This is a genomic window from Ancylobacter polymorphus (genome assembly GCF_030813495.1).
Classification (GTDB): Bacteria; Pseudomonadota; Alphaproteobacteria; order Rhizobiales; family Xanthobacteraceae; genus Ancylobacter; species Ancylobacter polymorphus.
Map to the genome: position 1 here is coordinate 245,438 of NZ_JAUSUI010000003.1, position 25,951 is coordinate 271,388.

The 25,951-nt window shown below is 68.5% G+C and carries 19 protein-coding genes; 8 read left to right on the forward strand and 11 right to left on the reverse strand.

Going from position 1 to position 25,951, the window contains the following annotated elements:
* Positions 1–8: 8 nt before the first annotated feature.
* The 4 genes from J2S75_RS08525 (at position 9) to rpe (ending at position 4,051) form a co-directional block, all read left to right on the forward strand.
* Entirely contained in the window at positions 9–1,478 is a 1,470-nt protein-coding gene (locus J2S75_RS08525; protein ID WP_307019400.1) for a form I ribulose bisphosphate carboxylase large subunit, read from the forward strand.
* Positions 1,479–1,605: 127 nt separating this feature from the next.
* Positions 1,606–2,025, forward strand: coding sequence for a ribulose bisphosphate carboxylase small subunit (locus tag J2S75_RS08530; RefSeq protein WP_244378262.1), 420 nt, complete (start codon positions 1,606–1,608; stop codon positions 2,023–2,025).
* Positions 2,026–2,272: 247 nt separating this feature from the next.
* On the forward strand, positions 2,273–3,217 hold the full coding sequence (gene cbbX, locus J2S75_RS08535; RefSeq protein ID WP_307019401.1) for a CbbX protein: 945 nt from the start codon (positions 2,273–2,275) through the stop codon (positions 3,215–3,217).
* Positions 3,218–3,370: 153 nt separating this feature from the next.
* Positions 3,371–4,051, forward strand: a complete 681-nt coding sequence (gene rpe / locus J2S75_RS08540; RefSeq protein ID WP_307019402.1) for a ribulose-phosphate 3-epimerase — start codon at positions 3,371–3,373, stop codon at positions 4,049–4,051.
* Positions 4,052–4,075: 24 nt separating this feature from the next.
* Here rpe and J2S75_RS08545 read toward each other — a convergent pair whose 3' ends face one another.
* On the reverse strand, positions 4,076–5,008 hold the full coding sequence (locus tag J2S75_RS08545; RefSeq protein WP_307019403.1) for a hypothetical protein: 933 nt from the start codon (positions 5,006–5,008) through the stop codon (positions 4,076–4,078).
* Positions 5,009–5,173: 165 nt separating this feature from the next.
* On the reverse strand, positions 5,174–5,842 hold the full coding sequence (locus tag J2S75_RS08550; RefSeq protein WP_307019404.1) for a DedA family protein: 669 nt from the start codon (positions 5,840–5,842) through the stop codon (positions 5,174–5,176).
* A gap of 217 nt (positions 5,843–6,059) precedes the next feature.
* Here J2S75_RS08550 and J2S75_RS08555 point away from each other — a divergent pair, with 217 nt between their 5' ends.
* The 3 genes from J2S75_RS08555 (at position 6,060) to J2S75_RS08565 (ending at position 10,578) form a co-directional block, all read left to right on the forward strand.
* Positions 6,060–8,432 (forward strand): mechanosensitive ion channel family protein, encoded by a 2,373-nt coding sequence (locus tag J2S75_RS08555; protein ID WP_307019405.1) that lies wholly within the window; start codon positions 6,060–6,062, stop codon positions 8,430–8,432.
* A gap of 118 nt (positions 8,433–8,550) precedes the next feature.
* Positions 8,551–9,531, forward strand: coding sequence for an HlyD family secretion protein (locus tag J2S75_RS08560; protein ID WP_307019406.1), 981 nt, complete (start codon positions 8,551–8,553; stop codon positions 9,529–9,531).
* Positions 9,532–9,534: 3 nt separating this feature from the next.
* Positions 9,535–10,578: an FUSC family protein gene (locus tag J2S75_RS08565; RefSeq protein ID WP_307019407.1), complete on the forward strand. Its 1,044-nt coding sequence runs from the start codon at positions 9,535–9,537 to the stop codon at positions 10,576–10,578.
* Here the strand turns inward: J2S75_RS08565 and J2S75_RS08570 are convergent, their stop codons facing one another.
* The 4 genes from J2S75_RS08570 to J2S75_RS08585 form a co-directional block, all read right to left on the reverse strand.
* The gene (locus tag J2S75_RS08570) at positions 10,579–10,914 is read right to left on the reverse strand and encodes a (2Fe-2S) ferredoxin domain-containing protein (protein WP_307019408.1); all 336 of its coding nucleotides are present in this window, start codon (positions 10,912–10,914) and stop codon (positions 10,579–10,581) included.
* Positions 10,915–11,059: 145 nt separating this feature from the next.
* Positions 11,060–14,239: an efflux RND transporter permease subunit gene (locus tag J2S75_RS08575; protein WP_307019409.1), complete on the reverse strand. Its 3,180-nt coding sequence runs from the start codon at positions 14,237–14,239 to the stop codon at positions 11,060–11,062.
* A 38-nt stretch (positions 14,240–14,277) separates the two neighbouring features.
* Positions 14,278–15,597 carry an efflux RND transporter periplasmic adaptor subunit gene (locus tag J2S75_RS08580; RefSeq protein ID WP_307019410.1) on the reverse strand — a complete coding sequence of 440 codons (1,320 nt, stop codon included), beginning with the start codon at positions 15,595–15,597 and terminating at the stop codon, positions 14,278–14,280.
* 17 nt (positions 15,598–15,614) lie between these two features.
* The gene (locus J2S75_RS08585) at positions 15,615–16,439 is read right to left on the reverse strand and encodes an alpha/beta hydrolase (protein ID WP_307019412.1); all 825 of its coding nucleotides are present in this window, start codon (positions 16,437–16,439) and stop codon (positions 15,615–15,617) included.
* A gap of 152 nt (positions 16,440–16,591) precedes the next feature.
* Between J2S75_RS08585 and J2S75_RS08590 the strand changes: the two genes are divergently transcribed.
* Positions 16,592–17,542, forward strand: coding sequence for a LysR family transcriptional regulator (locus J2S75_RS08590; protein WP_307019413.1), 951 nt, complete (start codon positions 16,592–16,594; stop codon positions 17,540–17,542).
* Positions 17,543–17,553: 11 nt separating this feature from the next.
* On the opposite strand, the gene scpA is transcribed toward J2S75_RS08590, so the two are convergent.
* The 5 genes from scpA to J2S75_RS08615 all read right to left on the reverse strand — a co-directional run bounded on the left by scpA (position 17,554) and on the right by J2S75_RS08615 (position 25,774).
* Complete coding sequence (gene scpA, locus J2S75_RS08595) at positions 17,554–19,710, reverse strand: methylmalonyl-CoA mutase (RefSeq protein WP_307019414.1); 2,157 nt, start codon at positions 19,708–19,710, stop codon at positions 17,554–17,556.
* 31 nt (positions 19,711–19,741) lie between these two features.
* Positions 19,742–20,131 carry a hypothetical protein gene (locus J2S75_RS08600; protein ID WP_307019415.1) on the reverse strand — a complete coding sequence of 130 codons (390 nt, stop codon included), beginning with the start codon at positions 20,129–20,131 and terminating at the stop codon, positions 19,742–19,744.
* Between the two features lie 60 nt (positions 20,132–20,191).
* The gene (locus J2S75_RS08605) at positions 20,192–22,057 is read right to left on the reverse strand and encodes a methylmalonyl-CoA mutase family protein (RefSeq protein WP_307019416.1); all 1,866 of its coding nucleotides are present in this window, start codon (positions 22,055–22,057) and stop codon (positions 20,192–20,194) included.
* Between the two features lie 10 nt (positions 22,058–22,067).
* Positions 22,068–24,083 (reverse strand): acetyl-CoA carboxylase biotin carboxylase subunit, encoded by a 2,016-nt coding sequence (locus J2S75_RS08610; protein WP_307019417.1) that lies wholly within the window; start codon positions 24,081–24,083, stop codon positions 22,068–22,070.
* Between the two features lie 155 nt (positions 24,084–24,238).
* Positions 24,239–25,774, reverse strand: coding sequence for an acyl-CoA carboxylase subunit beta (locus tag J2S75_RS08615; protein ID WP_307019418.1), 1,536 nt, complete (start codon positions 25,772–25,774; stop codon positions 24,239–24,241).
* Positions 25,775–25,951 lie beyond the last annotated feature (177 nt).

Here is a 25,951-nt window from a genome sequence, read left to right on the forward strand (position 1 = left end):
GAAGATCGATGAACGCGATCGACAAGACCAAGCCCGCCGAGGAGAAGCGCAGCCGCTACAGCGCCGGCGTGATGGAATACCGCAAGATGGGCTACTGGCAGCCCGACTATGAGCCGAAGGACACGGACGTGATCGCCGTGTTCCGCATCACCCCGCAGGACGGCGTCGACGAGATCGAGGCCTCGGCGGCGGTGGCCGGCGAAAGCTCGACCGCCACCTGGACCGTGGTGTGGACCGACCGCCTCACCGCCTGCGACAAGTACCGCGCCAAGTGCTATCGGGTCGATCCGGTGCCGAACGCGCCCGGCTCCTGGTTCGCCTATATCGCCTATGACCTCGACCTGTTCGAGCCCGGCTCCATCGCCAACCTCTCCGCCTCGATCATCGGCAATGTGTTCGGCTTCAAGCCGCTCAAGGCGCTGCGCCTTGAGGACATGCGCCTGCCGGTCGCCTATGTGAAGACTTTCGACGGCCCCGCCACCGGCATCGTGGTGGAGCGCGAGCGGCTCGACAAGTTCGGCCGGCCGCTGCTCGGCGCCACGGTGAAGCCGAAGCTCGGTCTGTCCGGCCGCAACTACGGCCGGGTGGTCTATGAGGCGCTGAAGGGCGGGCTCGATTTCACCAAGGACGACGAGAACATCAACTCGCAGCCCTTCATGCATTGGCGCGACCGCTTCCTCTACTGCATGGAGGCGGTGAACAAGGCGCAGGCCGGCACTGGCGAGGTGAAGGGCACCTATCTCAACATCACCGCCGCCACCATGGAAGACATGTATGAGCGCGCCGAGTTCGCCAAGAGCCTCGGCTCCTCCATCGTCATGATCGACCTGATCATCGGCTACACCGCGATCCAGTCCATGGCCAAGTGGGCGCGGCGCAACGACATGATCCTGCACCTGCACCGCGCCGGCCACTCCACCTATACGCGGCAGAAGAGCCACGGCGTCTCCTTCCGCGTCATCACCAAGTGGATGCGTCTCGCCGGCGTCGACCACATCCATGCCGGCACGGTGGTGGGCAAGCTGGAGGGCGACCCCCACACGACCAAGGGCTATTACGACCTCTGCCGCGAGGATTTCGTGCCGCAGAACCTCGCCCATGGCATCTTCTTCGATCAGGACTGGGCCTCGACCCGCAAGCTGATGCCGGTCGCCTCGGGCGGCATCCATGCCGGCCAGATGCACCAGCTCATCGACCTCCTCGGCGAGGATGTGGTGCTGCAGTTCGGCGGCGGCACCATCGGCCACCCCATGGGCATCCAGGCTGGCGCGACCGCCAACCGCGTGGCGCTGGAAGCGATGATCCTCGCCCGCAATGAGGGCCGCGACCTGCTCAATGAGGGCCCGGAGATCCTGAAGGACGCCGCGCGCCACTGCCTGCCGCTGAAGCAGGCGCTGGAGACGTGGAAGGACGTGACCTTCAACTACTCCTCCACCGACACGCCCGACTTCGTGCCGCAGGCCACCGCGGCGGAGTGACGAGGCCGTATCCCGGACGCGCCCCAGGCGCGATCCGGGATCGCGAGACCAGCGTGGAAACCCTTTTCCGGAACCCGATCCCGGTTCGGCCCCCGGCCGACCGGGATGACGAGAGCGAGACACCACCATGCGCCTGACTCAGGGAGCCTTCTCTTTCCTGCCCGATCTCACCGACGAGCAGATCACCCGCCAGGTCCAGTACTGCATCGACAAGGGCTGGGCGGTGAACATCGAGTTCACCGATGACCCGCACCCGCGCAACACCTATTGGGAATTGTGGGGCCAGCCGATGTTCGACGTGCCGGACGCCGCCGGCGTCATGTTCGAGTTGAACGAATGCCGCAAGGTCTATGGCGGCCGCCAGTACATCCGCCTCAGCGCCTTCGACGCCACCCATACGTGGGAGTCGCTGCGCCTTTCCTTCATCACCGACCGTCCTGCTGAAGAGCCCGGCTTCGCGCTGGAGCGCCAGGAAATCGACGGAAGGTCGATCCGCTACACGACGCGCGCCTATGCGGCCAACCGCCCGGAGGGCGCGCGCTACTGATCCGTCGGTCTCCCACTACTCCCCCGACGGAGAACCGCGGTCGTCCGGTTTCCTCCCCGGCCGCGAGGGACCGATGTCGGAATGCCGCGCCCGGCATCGGTCCCCTTTTTCTTTTGCGACAAACATCCTTCGAGGCTCGCTTCGCTCGCGCCTCAGGATGACGTGGCACAACGAGAATATTGAACCACGTCATCCTGAGGTGCCCGGCGCAGCCGGGCCTCGAAGGATGATGTCAGGAGCAACGCCCATGGACGCCGTGATCGACGACCCGAACGTCGCCCCCGAGGCTACGCCGAAGGCCCCCGATTCCATCGACCTGCGCGCCGAGTTCACCGCCAGCGGGCTCGCCGATGTGTTCGACCAGCTCGACCGTGAACTGGTAGGGCTGGTGCCGGTGAAGCGCCGCCTGCGCGAGATCGGCGCGCTGCTGCTCGTCGACACCGCCCGCCGCCGCTTCGGGCTGGAGGCGGTGAGCCCGACTTTGCATATGAGCTTCACCGGCAATCCCGGCACCGGCAAGACCACGGTGGCGCTGCGGATGGCGGAAATCCTCCACAAGCTCGGCTATGTCCGCAAGGGCCACCTCGTCACCGTGACGCGCGACGATCTCGTCGGCCAGTACATTGGTCACACGGCGCCGAAGACGAAGGAAGTCCTGAAGAAGGCGATGGGCGGCGTGCTGTTCATCGACGAGGCCTATTATCTCTACCGCCCCGAGAACGAGCGCGATTACGGGCAGGAGGCGATCGAAATCCTGCTGCAGGTGATGGAGAACCAGCGCGACGACCTCGTCGTCATCCTCGCCGGCTATGCCGACCGGATGGAACGCTTCTTCACCGCCAATCCGGGCTTCCGCTCGCGCGTCGCCCATCATGTCGACTTTCCCGACTATTCCGCCGCCGAGCTCGACGCCATTGGCGGGCGCATTCTCGACACCATGAACTACCGCATGAGCCGCGAGGCGGAGGAGGCGTTCCGCCGCTATATCGAGCTGCGCATGCAGCAGCCGCATTTCGCCAATGGCCGCTCGATCCGCAACGCGCTGGACCGCGCCCGGCTGCGTCAGGCCAACCGGCTGTTCAATTCCGACCGGCCGGTGACGGCGGACGACCTCGTCACCCTCGCCGCCGAGGACATTCTCGCCAGCCGGGTGTTTTCCGGCGGCATCGACAGCTACCCGCCGCTGCGGTGAGAGCGTCAGGGCTCGATTCGGCCCGGGAGTGACGCCGCCAGCTTCGTCATCCCGGCCGAAGCGCAGCGCAGAGCCGGGATCGCTTTCCATTCGCACGATCCCGGATCGGCCTGTGGCCGTCCGGGATGACACCCGAGCAAGGATGATCGCTTCATGGTTCTCATCGCCCCCTCCATGCTCGCCTCCGACTTCGCGCGCTTCGGCGAAGAGGTGCGCGACGTCGCCAGCGCCGGCGCCGACTGGATCCATCTCGACGTGATGGACGGGCATTTCGTGCCCAACATCACCTTCGGGCCGGATGTCATCAAGGCCATGCGCCCGCACACGGACAAGGTCTTCGACGTGCATCTGATGATCGAGCCGGTGGAGCCCTATATCGAGGCCTTCGCCAAGGCGGGCGCGGACATCATCACCGTGCAGGCCGAGGCGACGCACCATCTCGACCGCTGCCTCCAACTCATCCGCTCCCTCGGCAAGAAGGCCGGCGTGGCGCTCAACCCGGCGACGCATGAGAGCGCCGTCGCCTATGTGCTGGACAAGGTGGACCTCATCCTGCCGATGACGGTCAATCCCGGCTTCGGCGGCCAGGCCTTCATTGCCGATGTGCTGCCGAAGATTTACCGGCTGCGGGCGATGATCGGCGAGCGCCCGATCCATCTCGAAGTCGATGGCGGGGTGACGCCTGAAACCGCCGCGCTCTGCGCTGCGGCGGGGGCGAATGTGCTGGTGGCCGGCTCGGCGGTGTTCAAGGGCGGCCGCGAGGCCTATGGCGCCAACATCGCCGCCATCCGCGAGGCCGGGCGCACCGCCCGGCGCGGGCGCGCCGCCGCCTGAGCGTGAAGCGGCCGCCGCTCGTCGTTAATTGAAGGCGTCTTCCGTCAGGTTGAGGATCAGCACCTGCCGCGCGCTGTCCGGAATGGACGGCGAGGCGCGCAACTCGACCCCGAGCGCGGGGCGGCGCTTCTGGATGATCTCCGCCACATCACTGGCCATGTCGGCGCTGCCGGCATGGAAGGAAAGCGTGTTGCTGGTGGTCTGCACCACGCCCGTGTCAGACACAACGACATCGAAGCCGGCCGCCTTCAGCGGGGCGGTGAAGGCGTCGACCCGCGCCTTGGGCACGGTGTTGATCGGCGCGAAGATGCGCACCGTATAGCCCGCCCCCGGCAGCGCCGCCGTCGCCGGCGCGGGCGGGTTTGCGGCGGGCGCATTCTGGGCCGGAGTCGGCGTGGTGCCGGCCAGCGGCACCAGCGGATCGGCCGGGGCGGAGGTTGCGGGGCCGGGCGTGGCGGGTGAGGGCGCGGCCGATGCCGGCGCGGCGAGGGGCGTCGCGCTTGCGGCCGGTGGCGTCGCCGGCGCGGCGGCCTGCGGGGCCGGCGGCACTTCCAGCGCTGCAAGACGTTCGGAGAGCATAGCTTCGGCCCCGCGCAGCGTGGTGACCTCGTCGCGCAGGCTCAATACCTGCGCCGCGAGAAATGCGACACCGGCGAGCAGCAGCACCAGCACCAGCCCGAACAGAATCGGCAGCACCGGGGGCAGGGTGCGCGGGGCGGGGGCCTCGGCGCGCCTGGTCTCCAGCTCCAGCCGGCGCATCTGCAGCTTCAGCTGCTCGATGCCGAGCCAGCGCTGGAACGCCACCGGGTCCTGCGGCGGGCCCTTGGCGCGGTTGGGTGAGGCGGCGGGGGCAGGAACTCCCGGGGCAGGGGCCGCCGGCGCACGCGGCGCGGCGCCGGCCTCTTCGCCGGCACGGGCCCGCACGGGGCCGATGGAGGGCTCAAGCTTGTCGATCATTCCGCGTTCCCGTCCGCCCATGGCCAGGCTTTCCGCCCCGTCGCCGCCGCGCGAACGGCGCGGTGCTCCAGAGGCTTTCTCCCGGCCATAGTAGCGCAAGCCAAGGAGCGGGCGGACGAATCCTTACGAAATGGTTAAGACGGCCGATGGGCTCGCGGTGGCCGTTCAGCCCGCAGGTGCTCCGCTGGGCCGGCGGCGCGTGCGCGGCCGCTTGGCGATGCGGCCCTTGATCACCCGCAGCACCACCACGGTGGCGATCAGCATGACGAGGGTGATGCCGACCATCATGACGAGCCATTCGCCCTGGCTGTGGCCGCCCATTTCGCTGGCGCTCTTCCCGGCCAGCCAGCCCGGGGCGAGCATGACCGGCGCCCAGACGATGGCCGAGGAGACGTTGGCGAGCTGAAACCGGCGCTGATCCATCCGCATCATGCCGGCGACCAGCGGCATGGTGGCGCGCACCGGCCCGAAGAAGCGGCCGACGAACACGGAGGCGAAGCCGAAGCGGCGGAAGAACAGCCGCGCCTGCGCCACCTGCTCGCGGTAGCGCAGCAGCGGCCGGCGATGCACTACGCGCGGCCCGAGCCAGCGCCCGAGCCAGTAGGAGACGACATCGCCGAGAACCGCGCCGGCAATGGCGGCGGCGATGACCGGAAGCGGTGAGACGATTCCCGTGCCCACAAGCCCGCCAATAGCGAGCATGAGGGCGGTGGCGGGGATGAGAATGCCAACGAGGACCAGCGATTCGCCGAAGGCGATGAGGCCGATGACCAGCGGGACCAGATAGTCGTGGCCGCTCAAAAACGCGACCACCTCGGCGGATAGAGCTTCCATAGCCTCTCACTGACGCAAGGTAACGGCACCAATGTGCTGATGAAGGTGACGGGAGCAAGGCGGGGCGACATTGCGCCGCTGCGTCGGGTCCGCGATAGCGGCGGCGGAACCTTTCACCGCGACGGGCGTTTAACGAGCCGCACCCGCCATTCCGGCTCCCTCACCTCGGCGTGCTCTGGGCCTCACCGCCGAAGAGCCGCGAACGACGGAAGGCCTCATGCCGCTGCGTGCTCTAAGCCGCCTGCTCCTCGCCCTTTCCCTTCTCCTCACCCCGCTCTTCGCCGGCCCACTGGCGGCCCAGACCGCCGGTGCCTCCACCGCCGTCGAGGCCCCACCCGCCGCCTCCCCGGTGCCGGAGGGCCGCACCAGCGATCTCAGGGCATTGCTCGACACGCTGAGCAATGAGGCGGCGCGCGCCCGCTTCCTCGGGCAGCTGCGGGCACTGGTGGATAGCGAGGCCGGAACGGCGGCGCCGGCGGGCGCCACTGAGCAGGCCGCGCCGGGCCGCGACGACTGGCTCTCCGGCGCTACCCAGTCGCTCGGCGCCTTCTCCGGCTCCGTGCTCTCGCTGGTCGGCGAGATCGAGCAATTGCCGGCGCAGGCCGAGAAGCTGTTCAGCGACCTCGCCGATCCATTGGTGCTGGAGCGCGTCGGCTGGGCGGTGACGATGATTATCGCCGTACTCGCCGCCGCCCTGCTGGCCGAGTATATCGCGAAGCGGCTGCTCGCCGGGCTGCGGCGGGCGATCGAGGCCCGGCCGACGCGCGGCCTGTTCATGCGCGCGCTGCTGCTGGCGCTGCGCACGCTGATCGACATCGTGCCCATCGCCGCCTTCGCGGCGGCGGCCTTCGGTGTGCTGGCGCTGGTGGAGCTGAATTTCATCGTCCGCCTCGCCGTCGTTACCGTCATCAACGCCAATGTGCTGGCGCGGCTGATCCTGGTCGGCGCGCGGGCGGTGCTGACGCCGGACGCGCCGCAGATGCGGCTGTTTCCGCTCGATCACGAAAGCGCCGCGTATGGCTATCTCTGGGTGCGCCGCTTCACCTACACGCTGGTCTACGGCCATTTCCTGCTGCGTGCCGCCTGGGTGCTGGGCCTTGCTTTGCCCACCTACCGCTTCTTCGGCAATCTGCTCGGCCTGTTCGTCGCCGGCATGGCCGTGGTGTTCGTGCTGCAGATCAGGGGCGGGGTGGCGCGACGGCTGCGGCGTCTCGGCGCGCGCGAGGGGCGGGTGGCGCGGCTGCGCAACGCCGTCGCCGATTTCTGGCACGTCCTCGCCATTGCCTATGTCATCGCCGGCTTTCTCGTCTGGACGCTCGATGTCGATGGCGGCTTCGCCTTCCTCGCGCGCGCCACACTGCTCTCGCTGCTCACTCTCGCCCTCGCCGCGCTGATCATCGCGCTGATGCTGCGGGCCTTCGAACGGGTGTTCAAGCTCAATGCCGAGATGCGCACCCGCTACCCCTTGCTGGAGGCGCGCGCCAACCGCTATCTGCCGGCGCTGCGCAGCGCCATGCAGGGACTGGTGATGCTGGTCGCCGCGCTGGTGCTGCTGGAAATCTGGGGTGCCCGCCCGTTCGAGCGGCTGGCGTCCGAGGCCGGGCGGCTGGCGGTGGGGCGGCTCATCTCCATCGGCGTGGTCGTGCTGGTCGGGCTTGTGCTGTGGGAAATCTCCACCGCCTTCGCCGAGCGGCTGCGGGCCGCCAACCCCAATTCCACCCGGCTGAAGACGCTGCTGCCGTTTTTGCAGAACGCCTTCCGCGTGGTGCTGCTCACCATTGGCAGCCTGATCCTGCTCTCCGAAATCGGCATCAACATCGCTCCGCTGCTGGCCGGCGCCGGCGTGCTGGGCCTTGCCATCGGCTTCGGGGCGCAGACGCTGGTGAAGGACGTGATCACGGGCGTGTTCATACTGATGGAGGACACCATCTCGGTGGGAGATGTGGTGGAGGTCGGCGCCCATGCCGGGCTGGTGGAGAAAATCACCATCCGCACCGTCCATATGCGCGACTTCGACGGTAACGTTCATTCCATCCCCTTCGGCGAGGTCCAGACGGTCAAGAACATGTCGAAGGACTTCGCCTATGCGGTGGTGGATGTGCGCATCGCCTATCGCGAGAGCATCGATGAAGCGCTGGCACTGATGGCGGAAGTCGCGGCCGATATGGCGGCGAACGGGCCGCTGGCGGAAACCATCACCGAGCCGTTCGAGGTGGTCGGCGTCGAGGCGCTGGACCCCTCGCATATCCAGCTGCGCGGCCGATTCAAGACCCGCCCGCTCGGTCAGTGGAACGTGCGGCGTGAATTCTACCGCCGCATCAAGGCCGCCTTCGATGTGCGCGGCATCGAGATGCCCTATCCGCATCAGACGGTTTATCTCGGCACCGACAAGAAGGGCATGGCCCCGCCGCTGCGGGTGGTGAACCAGAGCGCGGAGGAACTTGCCCCGCCCGCGCGTCCCCGCCGCGCCGCCGCACGCGCGGCAGCCGCCACGCCGGGCCCGATGATCGAGGAGCACCCCGGCGCGCGCGAGCGCAGCGAGGAGGATGAGGAGCCGGTGCTGCCCGCCATCGAGGAGCGGCGGCATTAGGCGCCCGCTTGGCGCAAACGCCGCCCGGAGGTAACGGGAGAGGATTGAGCGGGCGCGACAAAGCCGCGATGATGCGGCGCGCCGGCTCCGGGCCGGAATCCGTGGAGCCGCGCCTTTCATGCTGAGCCGTCTTATCCGCCACCCCGTGTCGCTAATCATCGGGGTGATCCTCGGCTTGTTCGCGGCGTATGAGACCAGCGTGCGCTTCTTCGCCTATACCGGCGATGCCTATGTGATGAGCGACATCGTCGTGCTCTCCGCCCAGGTGGAGGGGCCGGTGTCGCGGCTGGCGGTGCAGAACAACCAGAGCGTCACCGCCGACCAGCTATTGTTCGAGATCGAGCGCACGCCCTATGCCTTGAAGCTGCGGGAAACGCAGGCGGCGCTGGCCACCGCCCGCGCCAATCTCGAACTGGCGCAGGACGAGGTGAACGCGGCCAAGGCCGCCGTCACCTCCGCGCAGGCCGTGCAGACCAACGCCGAAGACCAGCTGACGCGGATCAAGACCCTGGAGAAGGAAGGCTATTCGCCCGAAGCGACGCTCGATGTCGCCACCCGCGATGTCGCCACCGCCAGCGCCAATGTGACGGCCGCCGGGGCGCAGCTCGCGGTGGCGGCGCGGCGCGTGTCGGTGGCGCAGGCGGCCATCGAATCCGCCGCCGCCGCAGTGGCAAAGGCGCAGTACGATCTCTCGAAAACCGTGATCAACGCCCCCGATGCCGGCCGCGTCGCGCCGTTCGTCACCCGTGTGGGCGATTATCTTCGCCCGGGCAGCGAGGTGATGGCGATCGTCACCGACAAGCGCCGCCGGGTGGTGGCCAATGTCAGCGAACGCCATCTCGCCCGCATCCGGGTCGGCCAGCGGGCGCTGCTCACCCTCGGTTCCGACCCGTGGGCGCTGCATTGGGGCCGGGTCAGCGGCATTGCCGGCGGCGTCGCCCGCACGCCCGACAACCCGCAGGTCATTCCCTATGTCGAGCCGACCACGGACTGGGTGCGGCTGCCCCGGCGCTTTCCAGTGGAGGTGACGCTGGACGCCTGGCCCGAGGGGCTCGGCCTGTTCAACGGCGCCGATGCCCGCGTGCTGATCTGGTTCTGAGCCATGGTGGAGCCGGGCGGCGGGATCAGCGATATCGACCGGCAGGCCTTCGCCACCGCCACCGGCGTGCTGGCGGCTGTCTATATCGCCCTGCTGATGGGGCTGGATGAGCCCTATTGGGCAGCGCTCAGCGTGATGATTATCGCCAATGTCGACCGCGACGCGCTGTTCACCAAGGGCGTGCTGCGGGTGCTCGGCACCTTCATCGGCGTGATCGGCGGCTACTATATCGGCCAGTGGGCGGAGGGCTATAATCTCATGCAGCTGGCGCTCGTGACCATTGCCGCGGCGGTGGGCACCTATGGCCGCCAGCGCAGCGCCTATGGCTATGCCTGGTTCTATGGTGGGCTCACCTTCGCGCTGGTCATGCTCTACACCATGACCCAGCCGGCGCAGCTTTACGGCTTCGCGCATTATCGCTGCTTCGAGATCGTGATCGGCGTGGTGTGCGGCACGTTGTCGAGCTGGGCGCTGGGGCCGCGGGCGGGGGAACTGCATGCGCGGCTGAAGGCGCAGGCGGCGGCCACCACCGCGCTCAATGCCGAGCGCCAGTCGCTCATCGCCGGGCTCGGCGCCTTCACCATCATCATCGTCTGGTCGCTGTTCGATCTGCCGCAACTGCCGCAGGTGCTGATTTCCAGCCTCATCGTGGTGGACAGCGACCCGCTGGCGACGCGTCATCGCGGTTTCCAGCGCATTCTGGGCTGCATGCTCGGCGGCACGGCGGCGCTGCTGGTGATCCTGATCGACGCCGCCGACCCCTGGTGGTGGGCGTCGATGCTGTTTCTCGGCGTGTTCTCCTTCGCCCGCATCCACCTGGGCAAATCGACCCAGGCCTATATCGGCACCCAGTCCGCCATCGCCTATCTCGTCACGCTGGTCAGCGCTTCCCCGCCCGACAGCCTCGCCCCGCCGGTCGACCGGCTGGTCGGCATCGTCATCGGGGTCAGCTTGATGACGGTGCTGGTGTGGGCGCTCAACCCGCCGGCCAAGGCGGGCTCGTCGGCGGAAACGCCCACGGACACACCGGCGAAGAAGCCCGCCTGATCAGTCCTCCTCCCGCGAGGGGGCAATCGCGTCAAGCAGCGTGTCGGGATCGGTCCCGCGCGGCACGCTGAGCCAGCGCCCCGGGCGTCCGGCGGGAATGACGATGACGGCGTTCTTCGGGCAGATGTCCAGGCAGGGCACCTCGATGACCGCGACCCCCGCGCCCTTGCGGTGCGGCTTCTTCATCGGCTTGCCGCCCTCGCGCCGGGCGATGGCGGCGCGCAGCGCCTTGGGCAGGGTCTCGTCAGAACCGGGGCCGAAGCCGCCGTCGAGCTTCTTCGCGCATTTGCGGCAGACGAGGACCACATCGGTCCAGTCGGCTTTGATCGGCTTCATGCGCGGCGGCATCCTGGCGGCGGGAGGCTCTATGTGCCATCGCCCGCCGCTCCTGTCGAACGAGACCGGCCGGAAGAACCGCGCTCCCATGCGCCGAGGGGGCAACCGACGCGTGGGAAGCGGCCTCCCGACCGGGTAGCAAGGCTCACTCGGCCGCAAGCGGCGCGATATGGGCCTCGCCGTGCTGCCGCAGCGGGCGGTTGCCCGCCAGACGCCGCAGCAGCACGTAGAAGACGGGCGTAAGGAACAGCCCGAAGAAGGTGACGCCGATCATGCCGGCGAACACGGCGATGCCCATGGCATGGCGCATCTCGGCGCCGGCGCCGGTGGAGAGCACCAGCGGCAGCACGCCCATGATGAAGGCGAAGGAGGTCATCAGGATCGGCCGCAGGCGCAGGCGGCTGGCCTCGATCGCCGCCTCCACCGGGTTGCGGCCCATGAATTCCAGCTCGCGGGCGAATTCGACGATCAGGATCGCGTTCTTCGCCGACAGGCCGACCAGCACGACGAGGCCGATCTGGGTGAAGATGTTGTTGTCGCCCCCGCCCAGCCACACGCCATAGAGCGCCGCCAGCAGGCCCATGGGCACGATCAGAATGATCGCGATGGGCAGCGTCAGGCTTTCATATTGCGCCGCCAGCACGAGGAAGACGAGCAGCAGGGCGAGCGGGAAGACGATGAGCGAGGAATCGCCGGCGAGAATCTCCTGATAGGTGAGGTCAGTCCATTCATAGTCGAAGCCCGGCGGCAGCACCTCGGCGGCGATCCGCATCGCCGCTTCCTGCGCCTGGCCGGAGGAATAGCCGGGCGCGGGGGAGGCGTTGAAGTCGGCGGTGAGGAAGCCGTTATAGCGCTGGGCCCGCTCCGGCCCGGCGGTGGTCTCCACTGTCAGCAGCGCCGAGAGCGGGATCATCTCGCCCGAGAGCGAGCGCACTTTCAGCTTGCCGATGTCCTCCGGCCGGGCGCGGAACGGCGCGTCGGCCTGCGCCCGCACCGAGTAGGTGCGGCCAAACTTGTTGAAGTCGTTGACATAGAGCGAGCCGAGATAGACCTGCAGCGTCTCGAACACGGAACTGATCGGCACGCCGAGCTGGCGGGCCTTGGTGCGGTCCACATTGGTGAAGATCTGCGGCACGTTGATCTGGTAGGTGGTGAACTGCCCCGTGAGTTCCGGCGCCGCCATCGCCTTGGCCATGAAGGCGTTGGTGACCTCGTTCAGCGCCTCGTAGCCACGGCCGGCGCGGTCCTCGATCTGCATTTTGAAGCCGCCTACCACCCCGAGACCCTGCACCGGCGGGGGCGGGAACATGGCGATGAAGGCCCCCTTGATCACCCCGTATTTCTGGTTCAGCGCCCCGGCGATGGCACCGGCCGAGAGTTCCGGGCTCGTGCGCTCCTCGAACGGGTCGAGCACCGAGAACACGATGCCGGCATTGGACGAGTTGGAGAAGCCGGCGATGGAGAGGCCGGGGAAGGCCACCGCGTTCGAGACGCCGGGCTGGGCCAGCGTGATCTCGGTCATCTGCCGGATCACCTCTTCCGTCCGGTCGAGCGTGGCACCGTCGGGCAGCTGGGCGAAGCCGACGAGATACTGCTTGTCCTGCGCCGGCACGAAGCCCGGAGGTACCGCCTGGAACAGCCACCAGGTGGCGCCCAGCATCACGGCGTAGAACACCATGACGAGGCTTTTCACCTTCAGCGTGCCGCGCACGCCGCCGCCATAGCCGCGCGAGCCGCGGGCGAACACCCAGTTGAAGCCGCGGAAGAACCAGCCGAACAGGAAGTTGATGACGCGCTGGAGCGCGTCCGGCGGGGTATCGTGGCCACGCAGCAGCAGCGCCGCCAGCGCCGGCGAGAGGGTAAGCGAGTTGATCGCCGAGATCACCGTCGAAATGGCGATGGTGAGGGCGAACTGGCGGTAGAACTGGCCCGACAGACCGGTGATGAAGGCGAGCGGCACGAACACCGCCACCAGCACCAGCGCGATGGCGATGATGGGACCGGACACCTCGCTCATCGCCTGATAGGCGGCGGCGCGGGGCGTCAGCCCGTTCTCGATGTTGCGCTCGACATTCTCCACCACCACGATGGCGTCGTCGACGACGATGCCGATGGCCAGCACGAGGCCGAACAGGCTCAGCGCGTTGATGGAGAAGCCGAACAGATACATCACCGCGAAGGTGCCGACGATGGAGACCGGCACGGCGAGCAGCGGGATGATCGAGGCGCGCCAGGTCTGCAGGAACACCACGACGACGATGACGACCAGCGCCACCGCTTCGAACAGTGTGTGCACCACGGCGTCGATGGAGGCGTCGACGAAGCGGGTGGTGTCGTAGACGATGTCGAAGTCGACGCCTTCCGGCATCGTCTTCTTCACTTCCGCCATGGTGGCGCGGACATTCTCGGCGATTTCCAGCGCGTTGGAGCCCGGCGCCTGGAACACGCCGAGGCCGACCGCCTGCTTGTTGTCGAGCAGCGAGCGCAGCGCATAATCGGCGGCGCCGAGTTCGAGCCGCGCCACGTCGCGCAGGCGTACCACCTGCCCGTTGGCGCCGGTCTTCACGACGATGTCGCCGAACTCTTCCTCGGTCTCCAGCCGGCCTTGCGCGTTGATGGTGAGCTGAAGGTCGACGCCCTCCAGCGCCGGCGAGGCGCCGACGATACCGGCGGCGGCCTGCACGTTCTGGGCGCGGATCTCGCTGACCACGTCGCCGGCGGAGAGCCCGTGCTCGGCGATCTTCTGCGGGTCGAGCCAGACGCGCATCGAGTAGTCGCCGCCGCCGAAAATGTCGATCTGGCCGACGCCACCGATGCGGGCCAGCCGGTCCTTCACGTTCAGCACGGCGTAATTACGGAGATAGGTGATGTCGTAGCGGTCATTGGGCGAGATGAGATGCACCACCATGAGGAAGGTGGGCGAGCTCTTGGCCGTGGTGATGCCGAGCGCGCGCACCTCTTCCGGCAGGCGCGGCTCGGCCTGGCCGACGCGGTTCTGCACCAGCTGCGTCGCCTTGTCCGGGTCGGTGCCGAGCTTGAAGGTGACGGTCAGCGTCATCACGCCGTCCGTCGTCGCCTGCGAGGACATGTAGAGCATGTCCTCGACGCCATTGATCGCTTCCTCGATCGGGGTGGCAACCGTCGCGGCGATGACCTTCGGGCTGGCGCCGGGATAGGTGGCGCGGACGATGACCTGCGGCGGCACGACTTCCGGATATTCAGAAATCGGCATCACCCGCAGGGCCAGCAGCCCCGCGAGGAAGATCAGAACGGAGAGGACGCCGGCGAAAATCGGCCGGTCGATGAAGAATTTGGACAGATTCATAGCGTCCTCCCCCAAGGAGGCAGAGCGGCGGGCTGCGATCAGCGCGCGGCGACGGCGGTGTTCGGGTCCGTCGCGGAGGCGGCGGAAGCGGATTCCATGGGCACGATCTCAGGCGCGACGACCGCGCCGGGGCGCACGCGCTGCAGGCCGTTGACGACGATGCGCTCGCCTTCCTTCAGCCCGTCGGTGATGACGCGCAGCCCGTCGGCCGGCGGGCCGAGCGTGACCTTGCGCCAGACGGCCTTGTTGTCGTCGCCGACCACGAAGACGAACTTCTTGTCCTGGTCGGTGCCGATGGCGCGCTCATTCACCGCCAGCGCCGGCTGGGTCTTGGCGCGGCCCATCTTCACCCGGGCGAACTGGCCGGGAACGAGGCGGCCGTCCTTGTTGTCGAACACGGCGCGCAGGCGGAATGTACCGGTGGCAGCATCGACCTGGTTGTCGACCAGCTGGAGATGGCCGCGCACCGGGCGGGCGGCCGTGGTGGCGGTGGTGATCTCGACCGGAATCTGGTCGATCTCGGTCAACGCGATGTCATGCTCGCCGACCGAGGCCAGCGCCTCGGCGACGGTGTTCTCGTCGGCGTCAAAACTGACATAGATCGGATCGACCGAAACGAGGCTGGTGAGCACCGGCGAGGAGGCGCCGGCGGCGACGAGGTTGCCGACCGTCACCTCGATCCGCCCGACCCGCCCGTCCACCGGGGCACGCACCTCGGTGTAGCCGAGATCGAGCTTGGCGGTCTGCACGGCGGCATCGGCCGCGCGCAGATTCGCCTCCGCCTCGCGGAAGGCATTGGTGCGCTGGTCGAGATCGCGCACCGAAACGGTGCGGTTGTCGACGAGCTGCTTGCCGCGTTCCAGCTCGCTGCGGGTGAGTTCAACGCGGGCGGCGGCGGCTTCGCGCAGCGATTCCGCGCGGGTCAGCGCGGCCTGGAACGGCGCGGGGTCGATGGTCACCAGCAGGTCGCCCTGCTTGACCAGCGCGCCCTCGCGGAAATGGATCTTCTCCACCGCGCCGGCGACGCGCGGGCGCACCTCCACCACCTCGACGGCCCGCAGGCGGCCGGAGAACTCGTCCCACTTCATGGTCTCGCGGGTCTTCAGCACCGCAACTTCCACCGGCATGGCCGGCGGGGCGGCAGCTTCCGCCGGAGCGGGATCGGTGGCCAGCGCGGTCGAACTCGGCCACGCCACGAACACCGCGCCGCCGGTGGCGATGAGGGCGAGGGTCAGCGCCAGCCCGGCCTCGCGCCAGCCTTTGGCGCGGCGCCCACGCGGAGCGGCTGCATCGTGGGCGATGACGGCGTGTGCGATCGGTGTCGGGGCGGCATCGGTGCCGAAGCGGTTGTCACTCATGACCTGTCTCCCGGGCCTCAGGCCCGAATGGTGCGAAGCGGTGCGGCGGAATGTTCCGCCAGAAAGGTGCCGAACAGTCCGCGCAGGACCGTTTCCCAGGCCGGGGCCGCCTCGATGGCGGCGTCGATGCTCTGGTTCGAACAGTTGGTGCCTTCGAGCAGATGGCTTTCCACCGACACACCGCCCGCACGCAGACGCTCGGCATAGGCGAGGCTCTCGTCGCGGATCGGACAGTCGGCGGAGGTGACGATCAGCGCCGGGGCAAGACCGCCGAGCCGGCGCGAGCCGAGCGGGGCGGCATAGGGATGGGCGGCGCGGTCGGCGCTGCCGAGATAAAGGTGCCAGCCATCCGCCCATTTGCAGCCCGAGGCTCCTGCCGATGCAGCGTGGATCGAGCCAGTACACAGGCTGGGATCGACCATGGGCGAGATCAGGATCTGCCCGGCCAGTGGCGGCGCCTGCTGGTCGCGCGCCATCAGGCTGAGGGCGGTGGCAAGGTTTGCCCCGGCTTCCTCGCCGGCGACGAACAGCCGCGCGCCGCGGCCCGCCCATTTCGACCGCTCGGCCGATAGCCGGCCCAGCGCCTTGAAGGAGAGGTTCAGCGCCGCCGGAAACGGGTGTTCCGGCGCCAGCGGATAATCAATCGACACCACCACCGCGCCGGCTTCGGCCATGATGCGGCAGAGATGGGCGCTGCAATCGAGGTCGCCATCGACAAAGCAGCCGCCATGCAGATGCAGCACCAGCGGCGCGGGACGCAACGGCATGGCGGGGCGGTAGACGCGCGCGGCCAGCGCCTCCCCGTCCATGTCCAGCCTTGCCTCGGTCCACGCTGCGGTCATTGCGCCCACTACCGGGAGGAAGCCTCGGCTTCCACCCGATTCCAACGGTTGTTGCTGTTGCAGTGCGGCGAAACCTAGACCTGCATCGGGCTCGAAAAAATAGCCGATTGGCGATAACATTATTCACATATGGAAATAATCGCACGGTAGCCATGGACCAGATTGCCGCGATGCGGGCCTTTGTCCGGGTGGTGGAAGCCGGCACGTTCAGCCGTGCCGCCGACCTGCTCGACATGCCGAAACCCACCGTGACCAAGCATATCCAGCAGCTTGAGGCGCATCTGCGCACCAAGCTGCTCAACCGCTCGACCCGCCGCGTCGCCGTGACCCCCGACGGCGCCGCCTATTATGAGCGGGCGGTGGCGCTGCTCTCCGATCTCGATGAGCTCGACGGGTCAATGACCCGCTCGCAGGCGAGCCCGGCCGGGCGGCTGCGGGTGGACGTGCCGTCCTCGCTCGCGCTCTACGCTCTCATCCCGGCGCTGCCGGACTTCTTCGCCCGCTATCCCGACATCCAGCTCGATCTCGGCGTTACCGACCGGCCGGTGGATCTGCTGGCCGAGAATGTCGACTGCGCGATCCGCGGCGGCGAGCGGCTCGACCCGACGCTGATTGCCCGCCGCATCGGCGCCCTGCCGCTCATGCACTACGCCTCGCCCGCCTACATCGCCCGCCACGGCCTGCCGGAGCATCCGCGCGACCTCGCGCAGGGGCACCGCGTCATCGGCTATTTCAGCGCTCGCACCGGGCGGCCCATGGCGTTCGACATGGTGCGGGGCGAGGAAAGCTATGAGCTGCGCCTGCCGCATGTGCTGGCGACGAATGATTCCACCGCCTATCTCGCCGCCGGCCTCGCCGGGCTCGGTATCACCCAGACGATCGATGCGATGGTCGGGCCTTATCTCGAGACCGGCGCCCTGGTGCGGGTGCTGCCCGAGTGGCAGGCGGGCCCCATCGTGCTGCATGTCGTCTACGCGCCGAACCGGCACCTGAGCAGCCGGCTGCGGGTTTTCGTCGACTGGGTAGCGGAACTGTTCGGTTCCGGCGGCGCCTACCGCCCCGCCGGGCCGGCGCTGCATCTGCCGGTGCGGGCGCCGGGGTGAAGCGGCGCCCTCTACTCCGCCGCGTCCTTCGCATGGCCGAGGCGGGCGGCGAGTGTGTCGACCAGTTCGCCGGCGGCCTCGGCGATCACCGTGCCGGGAGGGTAGATCGCCTCCGCCCCGGCGGCGCGCACAGCGTCGTAGTCCTGCGGCGGCACCACCCCGCCCACCACCACCATGATGTCCGGCCGCCCCTGCGCGGCCAGCGCCGCCTTCACCTGCGGCACCAGAGTGAGGTGGCCGGCGGCGAGCGAGGAAATGCCGATCACATGCACGTCGTTCTCCACCGCCTGCCTTGCGGCTTCCTCGGGCGTGGCGAAGAGCGGGCCGATATCGACATCGAAGCCGAGATCGGCAAAAGCGGAGGCGATCACCTTCTGGCCGCGGTCATGCCCGTCCTGCCCGACCTTGGCGACGAGGAGGCGCGGGCGCCGGCCTTCCTCGCGCTCGAACGCCTCGACGCGTGCCCGCACCTGCGCGACCCTGTCGCCCATCGCTCCCGCCTCCCGCCGGTAGACGCCGGAGACCGCACGGATTTCCGCCCGGTGCCGGCCGAAGACGCGCTCCAGCGCGTCGGAGATTTCGCCCACCGTCGCCTTGGCGCGGGCCGCATCGATGGCGAGGGCGAGCAGATTGGCGCCGCCGCGTGCGCCGTTCTCCAGCGCGGCCAGCGTCTGCGCTACCGCCTGCGGATCGCGCTCGGCCTTCAGCCGCGCCAGCTTGTCGAGCTGCGCCGCCCGCACGGCGGAATTGTCGACCTTGAGCACGTCGATCGGCATTTCCCGCGCGGGCCGGTACTTGTTGACGCCGACCACGGTCTGGGCGCCAGAGTCGATCCGCGCCTGCGTCGTGGCGGCGGCCTCTTCGATGCGCAGCTTCGGGATGCCGGCCTCGATCGCCTTGGCCATGCCGCCCAGTTCCTCCACCTCGGCGATATGGCCGAGCGCCTTCTGTGCCAGATCGGCGGTGAGCTTTTCCACGAAGAACGAGCCGCCCCAGGGGTCGATGGCCCGGGTGGTGCCGCTCTCCTGCTGCAGCAGTATTTGCGTGTTGCGGGCGATGCGGGCGGAGAAGTCGGTGGGCAGCGCCAGCGCCTCGTCGAGCGCGTTGGTGTGCAGCGACTGGGTGTGCCCCTGCGTCGCCGCCATCGCCTCCACCATGGTGCGCATGACGTTGTTGAACACGTCCTGCGCCGTCAGGCTCCAGCCCGAGGTCTGCGAATGGGTGCGCAGCGGCAGGGACTTGGGGTTGGCGGCGCCGAGATCCTGCATCAGCTTCGCCCAGATCAGCCGGGCGGCGCGCAGCTTGGCGACCTCCATGAAGAAGTTCATGCCGATGGCCCAGAAGAAGGAGAGGCGCGGCGCGAAGGTGTCGATGGGCATTCCCGCCGCCACCCCGGCGCGCACATAGTCGATCCCGTCGGCGAGTGTATAGGCGAGCTCCAGATCCTGCGTCGCCCCCGCCTCCTGCATGTGGTAGCCGGAGATCGAGATCGAGTTGAAGCGCGGCATCTCCTTGGAGGTGAAGGCGAAAATGTCGGAGATGATCCGCATGGAGGGGCCGGGCGGGTAGATATAGGTATTGCGGACCATGAACTCCTTGAGGATGTCGTTCTGGATGGTCCCGGAGAGCTGGGCGGGTTTCACCCCCTGCTCCTCCGCCGCCACGACATAGAGCGCGAGGATCGGCAGTACCGCCCCGTTCATGGTCATGGACACGCTCATCTGGTCCAGCGGAATGCCGGAGAACAGCGTGCGCATGTCGTAGATCGAATCGATGGCGACCCCCGCCATGCCGACATCGCCGGCGACGCGCGGATGATCGGAATCGTAGCCGCGATGGGTGGCGAGGTCGAAGGCGACCGAGAGCCCCTTCTGCCCGGCCGCCAGATTGCGGCGGTAGAAGGCGTTGGAATCCTCCGCCGTGGAGAAGCCGGCATATTGTCGGATGGTCCAGGGCTGGGTGGCGTACATGGTGGGGTAGGGCCCGCGCAGGAACGGCGCGATGCCGGGATAGCTGTCGACGGCGCCGAGCCCCGCAATGTCGGCGGGGCCATAGAGCGGCTTCACCGCCAGCCCTTCCGGCGTCATCCAGTCATGGGCGACGGCTGCCGGCGCGGTCGGTTGCGGCGCCTGCCAGTCGCGGACGGCAAAATCCGGGATGCGGCTCATCGCGCGTCCTCCCGGTGAGAGGTGCTGACGGCTAGGCCCGGCGTGCCACGAAGGAGCCGCTGCAGTTCTTCTCCGCCGATTGCCATTTGCCGGTGGCCACATCGCCACGCACCATGCCGCGCGCCGAAAGCGTGTCGCCCCCGCGCTCCACACGGATGTCGATCCGCCCCAGAGCGCTCACCGTGCCGGTGGCATTCACCGGCCACAGCCCGCCATAGCTGATCTGGCCATCTTCCACCGCCAGCCGGAACTCCAGCCGCGTGTCGCACGGCCCGGACACCGGCTCGGCCGAGACCTGCCAGATGCCGTCGTGCAGGCTCAGCGCGCTCAATTCCTGCGCCGTTGCCGGCGCCGCCAGCAGCATCCCCCAAAGCGCCGCGCCGCAGGTCGCGCGACGCCACCCGTGATCCAGCGTTTTCATGGTCTGTCCCTAGGTTGATGGCAGCCTGAGAGCTACCCCTGGGGCAACGGATGGCCGGGCTCATGGTTCCCTCCTGCGGCCAAGGCCGAGACGGGCCTGGGCGTCGTCGAGAAAGGCGACGAGGTCGAGGCCCGCAGCAAGATAGGCGTCGACGCCGGCGGCGCGCTGGGCCGCCTCGTCCTCGCCCGGCTTGCCGGCGAGATAGACGGCAACGGCCCCGGCTTCCTTCAGCGCCTGCGCCGTCTCGACCGCGCGCTCGGCATAGGTCGCGTCGGAACCGCACAGGCAGGCGAGGCGGGCGCCGGAGGCGCGGAACGCCTCCACCAGCGCCGGTTGATCGGTGAAGCCGTCATTGCCCGCCGCCGCGATGCCGCCCGCCTCGAAAGCGGCACGGGCGAAGCCGGCGCGGGCGGCGATATCCGCCGGCGTGCCGAGCCCGGCGAGAAACACCGACGGCCGCGCCGCGGCGGCCGACGCGCGCAGCCGCTCGAACGGTTCGGAAAGGCGCGCGCCTACCAGCGGCTCGCACAAGAGCGCGCCCTCGGCAGGCGCGGCGGCGGGGCGGAGGCGGGAAGGGGCCAGAACGGCCGGCACGTTTTCGTGGAGCAGCGGAAATTCCGAGGTGCCGGTGATCGGCAGCCGCCGGGTCGCCACCTCCTGCGCCCGCGCCTGCCGCGCCGCCGCCACGCGCCGCTGCCACGCGCCGGAGGTGAGCGCTTCCACCATACCGCCCTCGCGCTCGATGGCGCGGAACAGCTCCCACGCGGCGGCGGCTAGTGTTTCCGTGCGTTCCTCGATGGCGCCCGCCCCGGCACCGGGATCGGCGACGCGGTGGACGTTCGATTCCTCCATCAGGATGATCTGGGTGTTGCGCGCCAGCCGCCGCGCATCGGCGTCGGGTAGGCCCAGCGCCTGGGTGAAGGGCAGGACGGTGATGCTGTCCGCCCCGCCGACGCCGGCGGCGAAGGCGGCGATAGTACCGCGCAGCAGGTTCACCTGCGCGTCGTGCCGGGTCAGCGCGCGCCAGGCGGTTTCCATGTGGATCGTCACCGGGGAGGGCGCGAGCCCGCACGCCTCCAGCACTGCCTGCCAGAGCAGGCGGAGGGCTCTAGGCTTCGCCTGGGTGCCGAACTGGTCGACATCGGCAACCAGCGTCACCTCGATCAGCCGCGCCGCCGCGTCGAGTGGCAGGCCGGCGGCTTCCAGCGCGCGCAGATAGGCGGTGGCGGTGGCAAGAACGGCGGCGAGTTCCTGCGCGTCGGTGGCCCCGGCCGCGTGGTGAAGGCGCCCATCCGCCCGCACCATCGGCGCCGTGAGGCCGCGCCCGTGCAGGGCGGTCACCGTCTGGCCGAGCCGGGCGGCCAGCGCCTCCCACTCGATCGGCGCGGCGCCGAGCGCGGCGAAGTCGCCAATGGGGTCGAGCCCGAAGCGCAGGTCGAGCGCCGCCGGGTCTGCCTTCTCATACAGCCGGGCCAGAGCGAGGGCGATGTCGCGGCCCTGATAGGCGCCGGCCTCCACCCGCAGCGTCGCCATCTCGGGCAGCAGCCCGTCCAGCGCCGCCACAACGTCCTCATGCCGCAGTGGCAGGCCGAAGCCGGCGGCGGAGGGTGCGGAGGCGAAGACCAGCGAGATGCCATCGGCGCCGCCATTGAGATCGGCCAGCATCTGCGCATTCGCGCTGGCGGCGTCGTCATGGTCGATGCGGGCGATCACCTTCCACGGTGCCCCCGCCGGGCGGCCGGCGATGGGGGCGGCATCACGCCGCCGCTCGGGGAGCGCGTCGAGGCGGATGCCATCCGCCGTGCGCGTTACCATGCGCTTGTCATAGGCGCCGCCCTTGAGCACGCCGTCGACCAAGGCGAGCCAGTCCGCGCGCGTGGCGGGCGGGAAGCTGTCGAGGTCGAGATCGAGCGGGCGCGGGTCCATGGGCCTCTCCTCAAGCGAAATCGAGGATGACGGCGTCGACCGCCAGGCTGTCGCCGGCCTTGGCGTGGATCTTGGCGACGGTGGCGTCGCGCTCGGCGCGCAAAACGTTCTCCATCTTCATCGCCTCCACCACCGCCAGCGTCTCGCCCGCCTTCACCTCCTGCCCGGCGCTGACGGCAATCGAGACGACAAGGCCGGGCATCGGGCAGAGCAGGTGCTTGCCGCTGCCGGCCTGCTGCTTCACCGGCATCAGTGCGGCGAGCTCCGCCTCGCGCCTGGTATAGACGAGCGCCTCCACCGCGATGCCGCGGTGCGCCAGCGCCACGCCGTTGAGGCGCGGGCGCACCTGCACGGCCACCGCCTCTTCGTCGAACACGCCGTTCCACACCGGCTCGCCCGGCTGCCAGCCCGAGCGCAGCTCATGGGTGGAGACCGGCCGCCCGGCCTCATCAAGGAAGCTGACGATGAAACCGCCCGCCGCGCGGTCGACCTCGCAGGCGAGCGTGAGGTCGCCGAGCCGCACCACGCGCTGATGCTCGAACACGACAGGCCGCCCGGCGAGCTGGCCGGAAATCTTGCGCTTGCGGGAATTGCCGACATTGTCGATCACCGCCGCCACGGCCGCCAGCGTGCGGGCAAACGCCGCGCTCGGCGCGGTGGCGTGGAAGCCGTCCGGGTATTCCTCCGCGATGAAGCCGGTGGAAAGCCGGCCCGCCCGCCAGCGCTCATGCGTCATCAGCGCGGAGAGGAAGGGGATGTTGTGCTGGATACCGTCAATGGCGAAGGCGTCGAGCGCGTCGGCCTGCGCCTCGATCGCCGCGGCGCGCGTCGGCGCATGGGTGATCAGCTTGGCGATCATCGGGTCGTAGAACAGCGAGATTTCCCCGCCCTCATAGACGCCGGTATCGTTGCGCACGGTGATGGCGTCATTCACCCCCTCCGCCGGGGGACGATAGCGGGTGAGGCGGCCGATGGACGGCAGGAAGCCGCGATAGGGATCCTCGGCATAGACGCGGCTTTCCACCGCCCAGCCGGAGAGTTTCACATCGGCCTGCGTGACGGGCAACGCCTCGCCCGCCGCGACGCGGATCATCTGCTCGACCAGATCGATGCCGGTGATGAGTTCCGTGACCGGATGCTCCACCTGCAGGCGGGTGTTCATTTCGAGGAAATAGAACGACTTGTCCTGCCCGGCGACGAATTCCACCGTGCCGGCGCTGTCATAGTTCACGGCCTTGGCCAGCGCGACCGCCTGCGCGCCCATGAGGGCGCGGGTCTCCTCGTCCAGCAGCGGCGAGGGGGCTTCCTCGACCACCTTCTGGTTGCGGCGCTGGATCGAGCATTCGCGCTCGCCCAGATGGATGACATTGCCGTGCTTGTCGCCGAGCACCTGGATTTCGATATGGCGCGGCTGGACGATGAACTTCTCCACGAACACCCGGTCGTCGCCGAAGGAAGACTTGGCTTCCGAGCGGGCGCGGTCGAACCCTTCCTGCACCTCGTCGCGGGAATGGGCGATGCGCATGCCCTTGCCACCGCCGCCGGCGGAGGCCTTGATCATCACGGGATAGCCGATCTCGTCGGCGATGCGCGCGGCGTGGGCGGCATCCTCGATCACGCCGAGATAGCCCGGCACGGTGGACACCCCGGCCGCCGCCGCCGCCTTCTTGGATTCGATCTTGTCGCCCATCGCCTCGATGGCGCCGGGGTTCGGGCCGATGAAGACGAGGCCGGCGTCCTTCAGCGCAGCGGCGAAGCTCGCGCGCTCGGAGAGGAAGCCATAGCCGGGATGGATCGCCTGCGCGCCCGTCTGCTTCGCGGCGGCGATGATCTTCTCCGCGTCGAGATAGGACTGCGCTGCCGGGGCCGGGCCGATGTGCACCGCCTCATCCGCCATCGCCACATGCAGCGCGTCGCGGTCGGCGTCGGAGTAGACCGCGACGGTGGCAATGCCCATGCGCCGGGCGGTCTTGATGACCCGGCAGGCGATCTCGCCACGGTTGGCGATGAGGATCTTGGAGAACATGGGCGTCCCTGACCGTTCGTTTCTTTGCTGTCGTCATCCTGAGGTGCCCGGCGCAGCCGGGCCTCGAAGGATGGTCGTCTCGTGCCCTGTTCGGCATCCTTCGAGGCTCGCTGGTCGCTCGCACCTCAGGATGACGGCGTTGCGGCGGCAAGCGCCTACAACGGCAGATTATCGTGCTTCTTCATCGGCGCCTCGATCTTCTTCGAGGCCAGCATCGCCAGCGCCCGCGCGATGCGCTTGCGGGTCGCGCGCGGCGTGATCACCTCGTCGATATAGCCGCGTTCGGCCGCGACAAAGGGCGAGAGGAAGCGCTGCTCGTACTCTTTCGTCCGCGCCGCGATCTTCTCGGGATCGTCAATATCGGCGCGGAAGATGATCTCCACCGCCCCCTTGGCGCCCATGACAGCGATCTGCGCGGTCGGCCAGGCATAGTTCACATCGCCGCCAATATGCTTGGAGGCCATCACGTCATAGGCGCCGCCGAACGCCTTGCGGGTGATGACGGTCACGAGCGGCACGGTGGCCTGCGAGTAAGCGAACAGCAGCTTGGCGCCGTGCTTGATCAGCCCGCCATATTCCTGCGCCGTGCCGGGCAAAAATCCCGGCACATCGACAAAGGTGACGATCGGGATCTCGAACGCATCGCAGAAGCGCACGAAACGCGCCGCCTTGCGCGAGGCATCCGCGTCCAGTACCCCGGCCAGCACCATCGGCTGGTTGGCGACAAAGCCCACCGTGCGCCCCTCCACCCGGCCGAAGCCGGTGAGGATGTTCTTGGCGAAGCCCTGCTGAATCTCGAAGAAATCGCCCTCGTCGGCGACTTTCGCAATCAACTCCTTCATGTCGTAGGGCTTGTTCGGGTTGTCCGGCACCAGCGTGTCGAGCGAGGGATCGAGCCGCTCGCCATCGTCGAAGCTCGGCCAGACCGGCACGCCGGAACGGTTGCAGGCGGGCAGGAAGTCGATCAGCCGGCGCATCTGCAGCAGGCATTCGACATCGTTCTCGAACGCGCCATCGGCGACCGAGGATTTGGTCGTGTGCACCTTGGCGCCGCCGAGTTCTTCCGCCGTCACGCTTTCATTGGTGACGGTCTTCACCACCTCCGGCCCGGTGACGAACATGTAGGAGGTGTCGCGCACCATGAAGATGAAGTCGGTCATGGCCGGGGAATAGACATCGCCGCCGGCGCAGGGGCCCATGATGACCGAGATCTGCGGAATGACGCCGGAGGCGGTGACGTTGCGCTTGAACACCTCGCCATAGCCGCCCAGCGCCGCCACGCCTTCCTGAATGCGCGCGCCGCCGGCATCGAACAGGCCGATGATCGGCGCCCGCACCTTGAGCGCCATGTCCTGGATCTTGGTGATCTTGGCCGCGTGCGCCTCCGAGAGCGAGCCGCCGAACACGGTGAAATCCTTGGCGAAGACGAACACCTTGCGCCCGTTCACCGTGCCCCAGCCGGTAACGACGCCGTCGCCGGGAATCTTCTCGGCCTTGTCCATGCCGAAATCGGTGCAGCGGTGCTGCACGAAGGTGTCGAACTCCTCGAAGGAGCCGGTGTCGAGCAGCAGTTCCAGCCGCTCGCGCGCGGTGAGCTTGCCGCGTTTGTGCTGGGCGGCGACGCGCTTCTCGCCGCCGCCGGCCCGCGCCCCGGCGCGGCGCTGTTCCAGTTCGTCGAGAATGGGCTTCATCGCGCTCCCCCAGCCGGCATTCGGACCGTTGCATTGGTTCTAGGCGCTTGCGACGGAAAACATAAGCTGTGAAAATGCGGATCGTGAAGTTGTAAAAACTTCACAAAAATGACGGTTCTATGCCGCCGCCTCTCGCGCCGTCATCCTGAGGTGCGAGCGCGGCGAGCCTCGAAGGAT

Bases quoted from the DNA above. Each gene is read 5' to 3' on its own strand.
- rpe (WP_307019402.1), top strand. From the start codon at position 3,371: ATGGTTCTCATCGCCCCCTCCATGCTCGCCTCCGACTTCGCGCGCTTC.
- J2S75_RS08590 (WP_307019413.1), top strand. From the start codon at position 16,592: ATGGACCAGATTGCCGCGATGCGGGCCTTTGTCCGGGTGGTGGAAGCC.
- J2S75_RS08530 (WP_244378262.1), top strand. From the start codon at position 1,606: ATGCGCCTGACTCAGGGAGCCTTCTCTTTCCTGCCCGATCTCACCGAC.
- J2S75_RS08560 (WP_307019406.1), top strand. From the start codon at position 8,551: ATGCTGAGCCGTCTTATCCGCCACCCCGTGTCGCTAATCATCGGGGTG.
- J2S75_RS08580 (WP_307019410.1), bottom strand. From the start codon at position 15,597: ATGAGTGACAACCGCTTCGGCACCGATGCCGCCCCGACACCGATCGCA.
- J2S75_RS08565 (WP_307019407.1), top strand. From the start codon at position 9,535: ATGGTGGAGCCGGGCGGCGGGATCAGCGATATCGACCGGCAGGCCTTC.
- J2S75_RS08585 (WP_307019412.1), bottom strand. From the start codon at position 16,439: ATGACCGCAGCGTGGACCGAGGCAAGGCTGGACATGGACGGGGAGGCG.
- J2S75_RS08605 (WP_307019416.1), bottom strand. From the start codon at position 22,057: ATGGACCCGCGCCCGCTCGATCTCGACCTCGACAGCTTCCCGCCCGCC.
- J2S75_RS08550 (WP_307019404.1), bottom strand. From the start codon at position 5,842: ATGGAAGCTCTATCCGCCGAGGTGGTCGCGTTTTTGAGCGGCCACGAC.
- cbbX (WP_307019401.1), top strand. From the start codon at position 2,273: ATGGACGCCGTGATCGACGACCCGAACGTCGCCCCCGAGGCTACGCCG.
- J2S75_RS08525 (WP_307019400.1), top strand. From the start codon at position 9: ATGAACGCGATCGACAAGACCAAGCCCGCCGAGGAGAAGCGCAGCCGC.
- J2S75_RS08610 (WP_307019417.1), bottom strand. From the start codon at position 24,083: ATGTTCTCCAAGATCCTCATCGCCAACCGTGGCGAGATCGCCTGCCGG.
- J2S75_RS08570 (WP_307019408.1), bottom strand. From the start codon at position 10,914: ATGAAGCCGATCAAAGCCGACTGGACCGATGTGGTCCTCGTCTGCCGC.
- J2S75_RS08615 (WP_307019418.1), bottom strand. From the start codon at position 25,774: ATGAAGCCCATTCTCGACGAACTGGAACAGCGCCGCGCCGGGGCGCGG.
- J2S75_RS08545 (WP_307019403.1), bottom strand. From the start codon at position 5,008: ATGATCGACAAGCTTGAGCCCTCCATCGGCCCCGTGCGGGCCCGTGCC.
- J2S75_RS08555 (WP_307019405.1), top strand. From the start codon at position 6,060: ATGCCGCTGCGTGCTCTAAGCCGCCTGCTCCTCGCCCTTTCCCTTCTC.
- scpA (WP_307019414.1), bottom strand. From the start codon at position 19,710: ATGAGCCGCATCCCGGATTTTGCCGTCCGCGACTGGCAGGCGCCGCAA.
- J2S75_RS08600 (WP_307019415.1), bottom strand. From the start codon at position 20,131: ATGAAAACGCTGGATCACGGGTGGCGTCGCGCGACCTGCGGCGCGGCG.
- J2S75_RS08575 (WP_307019409.1), bottom strand. From the start codon at position 14,239: ATGAATCTGTCCAAATTCTTCATCGACCGGCCGATTTTCGCCGGCGTC.